The 4,003-nt window shown below is 75.8% G+C and carries 4 protein-coding genes and 1 pseudogene; 3 read left to right on the forward strand and 2 right to left on the reverse strand.

The window, feature by feature from the left end:
• Positions 1-887, forward strand: an 887-nt coding sequence (locus CCN42_RS00290) for an aminotransferase-like domain-containing protein (protein WP_143661807.1), incomplete at its 5' end; no start/stop codon positions are given.
• Positions 888-902: 15 nt separating this feature from the next.
• Here CCN42_RS00290 and CCN42_RS00295 read toward each other — a convergent pair.
• The gene (locus CCN42_RS00295; protein ID WP_245877082.1) at positions 903-1,844 is read right to left on the reverse strand and encodes a hypothetical protein; all 942 of its coding nucleotides are present in this window, start codon (positions 1,842-1,844) and stop codon (positions 903-905) included.
• A 231-nt stretch (positions 1,845-2,075) separates the two neighbouring features.
• On the opposite strand from CCN42_RS00295, the gene CCN42_RS00300 reads away from it, so the two are divergent.
• On the forward strand, positions 2,076-2,600 hold the full coding sequence (locus CCN42_RS00300) for a hypothetical protein (RefSeq protein ID WP_086732513.1): 525 nt from the start codon (positions 2,076-2,078) through the stop codon (positions 2,598-2,600).
• A 93-nt stretch (positions 2,601-2,693) separates the two neighbouring features.
• Here the strand turns inward: CCN42_RS00300 and CCN42_RS00305 are convergent, their stop codons facing one another.
• Positions 2,694-3,296, reverse strand: a complete 603-nt coding sequence (locus CCN42_RS00305) for a hypothetical protein (RefSeq protein ID WP_339384354.1) — start codon at positions 3,294-3,296, stop codon at positions 2,694-2,696.
• 149 nt (positions 3,297-3,445) lie between these two features.
• Between CCN42_RS00305 and CCN42_RS00310 the strand changes: the two are divergent.
• Positions 3,446-4,003: pseudogene (locus tag CCN42_RS00310) on the forward strand (serine/threonine-protein phosphatase); the annotation flags it as partial.

Here is a 4,003-nt window from a genome sequence, read left to right on the forward strand (position 1 = left end):
GGATGTGTATAAGAGCCAGCTTCACCGGCAGCGCCCGCCAGTCCATCGCCGCCGCCCTGGCCTCCCTGGTCCGCCCCGGTGGCCGGGTCGGTGCCGAGCCGCTGACGTATCCGCTGGTCAAGGAGATCGCGGCCCGGCTCGGCATCACGCTGGTGCCGCTCGCCGCCGACGACGACGGGCTGCTCCCGGAGTCCGTGGCCGCCGCCCACCGCACGGCTCCGCTCTCCGCCCTCTACCTTCAGCCGACCCTGCACAACCCGACGTCCCTCACCACTCCCGGGCCGCGCCGGGAGGCCCTCGCCCGCACCGTCACCGCCCTGGGCCTGCCGGTCGTCGAGGACCGCATCTGGTCCTTCCTGCGCCCCGGACCCCCGCTGGCCGCGCTCGCCCCCGGCCTCACCCATGTCGTCGACGGCCTGTCCAAGCGGGTCGCGCCCGGTCTCACCGTGGGCTTCCTGGCCGTACCGGAGGAGCGGGTGCCCGCCGTGGCCGCCGCGATCCGATCCGGCGGGTGGAGCGCGGGCGGGTTCGCGCTGGCGGCGGCCGTGCGGTGGATCGAGGACGGCACGGTGGCCCGGCTGGTGGCCGCCAAGCGCACCGAGGCGGCCCGCCGCCAGCGGCTGCTCGCCGCCCGGCTGAGCGGTTTCGCCGTACGGTCCGACCCGACGGCCTTCTACGCCTGGTGGGAGCTGCCCGCCCCGTGGCGCGCCGACACCTTCACCGCGGCCGCCGCCGCCCACGGCATCGCCGTCACCCCGGGCCCGTCCTTCGCCGTCGACCCCGCCCGCACCCCGGACGCGGTGCGCCTGGGCCTCGCCTCGGCCCCGGAACCGGACCTGGAACGAGCCCTGCGCACCCTGGCGGAACTGGCCCACCGGGGGCCCTGACCGGCCGCCTCGCGGTCAGGCACGGGTCCGGTTCGGCTCGGGCGCACTGCCGTGGACAGCGGGCGCGCAGGCGTGTGCGCGGCGCGCGCCACGGCTGTGACGGCCGGTCAGCCAGGTGATGGTGGCCGCGGTGAGGCCGAGGGCGAGCAGGAGCCAGGAGGCGGTGCGCAGGGTGGCCGTCAGGGCGTCGTAGACGGCCTCGGCGGCCGGGCGGTGCAGGCCGACGGGGAGGTCGGTGAGGGTCAGATGGCGCCCCACGGCGATCGCGAGGGCGAGCAGCGCGCCGCCGAGCGCGATGCCGAGCGCGGTCGCGACGACCGCGCGGCGGCGGCAGGCGGCGATCGCGATGCCGGTGACGGCGAGGGCGACGGTGGTCGACGGAAGCCAGAAGGCGGCCACTTCGAGCACGTCGTATCCCTTTCGCAGGCGGTCCGCCTCCGGGGCGGGCAGTACGGCGACCTCGGTGTGCGGCACCGGGATGCGGTGCGCGAACGGGACGTTGCCGGCGGCGAGCCGGCGCTTGACCTCGGCGGCGACGGGGGCGATGTCGACGGTGACGGGCCGTCCGCCGGCGTCCTGCCGGACGGCGTGCAGCAGCGCCGTGTGGGTGACCCGGTTCGCGGTGTCCCAGCCCGCGCGGAAGGCGTCGGTGCGGGTGAAGGAGCGTGCCGCGTCCCGCACGAAGGGGCCCGCCATGCCCCGCAGCCGCGGCTCCAGTTCGTCGGTCAGTTCGGCACCGACGGCGTCCGCGAAGGCGTCCCGTACGGCGGGGTCGCCGGCCAGCGGGGCCATGGTGCGCACGTACCGTCCGGTGTCCGTGAGTCCGTACGCCGCCCAGGCCGCCAGTGCGCCGAACGGCAGCAGCAGGCAGGCCAGCACGATCAGCGCGGCCGACAGGCCGTCACGGACGCGGGGCGGCGTACCGAGGGACGCACGGGGGGACGGACGGGGGGACACGCTTCAAGGCAACGGCGCGGACGCGTACGGCGCGACACAGGGGCCGCCGTACGGGTGGACGCCCCTCGGACGCCCGTCGGACGCCCGTCGGTCGGTCCGCGGGCGCGCCTCGGACGCCCGCCTCGCACCGCCCGCGCCCGCCCCCACCCGCGGGGAACTGCGCATTCCGCTCTCCGGTGGAGCCTTCACCCGAACGGGTGTTTCCTGGAGTCGGGGAGAAGGGAGCGATCCATGCGCACCACTCCGGGCCTGCGGATTCTGACCGCGGCTCTGCTCACCGGCGGAACGCTCGCCGCCACCGCGGTGGGCACGACGGCGGGAGCGGCACCGTCGGCCCCGTCCGAAGGACGCGGTGGTGACGACCCGGTCCGGGGCACTGTCGTCTCGCGCACCGCACTCAACGTCCGTGAGGAACCCACGGTCCACTCGAAGGCCGTCGCCCGGCTCGACCCGGGCAGCCAGGACCGTGTCAAGTGCAAGGTCCGCGGACAGCACGTCAACGGGGACCCGAACTGGTACTGGCTCGTGGGCGCGCACGGCTGGGCGAGCGCCGCGTTCGTCGAGACGGACCGGCATGTGCCGGCCTGCGACGACCCCTGTCCGCAGTGGAAGGACGGGAAGTGGGCCAACTGGAACGAGCCCGACTGGGCGCGGTCGTGGACCGTGTCCGGCTCGTTCGCCATCTCGGGCTCCTGGAGCGTCAGCGCTTCCGGATCCTCGTCGGGCGACTGGGGATGGCTGCCCGTCGTCCGGTGAGCGGGGATGAGGGAGACGCGCGGGCCGCGGCTGTGAAGCCGGGGCCCGCGCGCCCGCGTGCTGCGAGGCGGCCAGCCGGTCGATGCGAGGCGACTAGCCGGTCGAACGGCCGCCGGTGGCACCGTCGTCGAGAGCCCGGCCGCCGGTGGCCCGGCCGCCGAGATTGCCTTCGCCGGGAATGCGGTCACCGAAGGCGGGGTCGCCGGGGGTCCGGTCCCCTGGGGGACGGTCGCCGGAGACGCGGTCGTCAGGAGTACGGCCCTCCGCGTCCTCCCGTGTGTAGTAGCGGTAGAACAGGATCGCGAACACGCCCGCCGCGACCGGCAGCGACCTGCCGACGGCGCCCAGCACGGTGCCGCTGGGTGCCTGTACGTACAGGAAGCCGACCGCGCTGCCCACGAACGCCGCCCACATCACCGCGTGCAGCTCCCGCTGGGACCGGCGGCCCAGCTCACGCACGGCGAGGTAGAGCGCGATGAACGCCAGCGCCGCCACGAACCCGAACAGCAGGTTCCAGCCGGTGATGGGTCCGCCGTTGCGCCGCATGGCCGCCGCCCAGTAGCCGTACACCAGACCGGCGGTGACGGGCCACGCCCAGCTCGCGATGCGGTGGGCGCGCGCCGAGAAGACGTCGGGTGCGCGGGTGCCGCGGGTGCCGCCGCGGGTCCTGCGGTGGACCGGTGCCGCGTGAGCCATGGGAGATCTCCTCTCTCCTCGCCCCCGTCTTCCAGGGCACACCGGGCCGTCGGCCCCGGCAAGTCGGCGGCTCACGCACCGTGTCCGGGCGGGGCCCGGGCGGCCGGGACCGGATGCGGGCCGACCGGCCGCGTGTTTCGCTGGGGGCCATGGAGCCCGTGACCGCGTGCGACGGCCGAGGCGGCGGCCGGCGCCTGCGCGAGCGGTACCCGCAGGCCGCGCGCCGGGCGGTGCCGTACCGGCAGCAGGTGCTGCGGGTGCGCGGGCGCAGCGTCGCCTGGGTGCCGCCGCTGGTGCTGCTGGCGGCGATCGCGCTGGCCGACGTGAACACCGGGGCGGACTTCCGGATCGTCTCCTGGATCGTGCTGGTCCCCGGCATCGCCGCCGCGATCTGCGGGGTGTGGGGCACCGCCGTCTTCGCCGTGCTCTCGGTCGTGACGTACGCCGCCGTGGACAGCCTGTGGCCGGACGCGTACCAGGCCGGCCTGCCCGACTTCATCCTGGTCACCCTGGGCGGCATCCTCGCCACGCTGGCCTGCGCGGTGCGGGTGCGCGGCCAGGAGCGGATGCTGCGCATGCAGCACACCGCCGAGACCATCCGCGCCACCGTACTGCGCCCGCTGCCGCCCCGCTGGGGCGGCCTGGAGCACGCGGAGGTCTACCTGCCCGCCGACGTCGAGGCCCGGGTCGGCGGCGACTTCTACGAC

Source organism: Streptomyces glaucescens, assembly GCF_002154375.1.
Lineage (GTDB): Bacteria > Actinomycetota > Actinomycetes > Streptomycetales > Streptomycetaceae > Streptomyces > Streptomyces glaucescens.